1 protein-coding gene is annotated in these 324 nt (G+C 83.6%); it reads right to left on the bottom strand.

Going from position 1 to position 324, the window contains the following annotated elements; all coding sequences use genetic code 11:
- Nucleotides 1-324 (bottom strand): GGDEF domain-containing protein (locus AC1MIR_RS27800; RefSeq protein WP_480031406.1); only part of this gene is annotated, 324 nt, incomplete at both ends.

The following is a 324-nucleotide window of genomic DNA, read 5'->3' on the forward strand; positions in this document are numbered from 1 at the left end:
CCGCGCGGCGCCGGCCGGCCGGGCGGCGGGGGGGCCGGGGGGGGGGGGGCCGGCCGCGCCGAGCACCGCGCAGCGGGCGAGCGCCGCGCCGCGGGTCGCGCCGGGCAGCCAGAGCGCGAACTCGTCCCCGCCCAGCCTCGCGGCGAACTCCCCTGGGCCGGCGGCCCGGGCAAGGCGCCCGGCAAGCTCCCGGATCGCGGCATCGCCGGCGGCATGGCCGTGGCGGTCGTTCACCCGCTTCAGCCCGTCCATGTCCAGATAGGCGATGATCCCCGCGGGCTGCCGGGCGCGGCTCGCTGCCAGCGCCCGCCCCGGCGCCGCCCC

The organism is Falsiroseomonas sp. RANM36 (assembly GCF_056682175.1).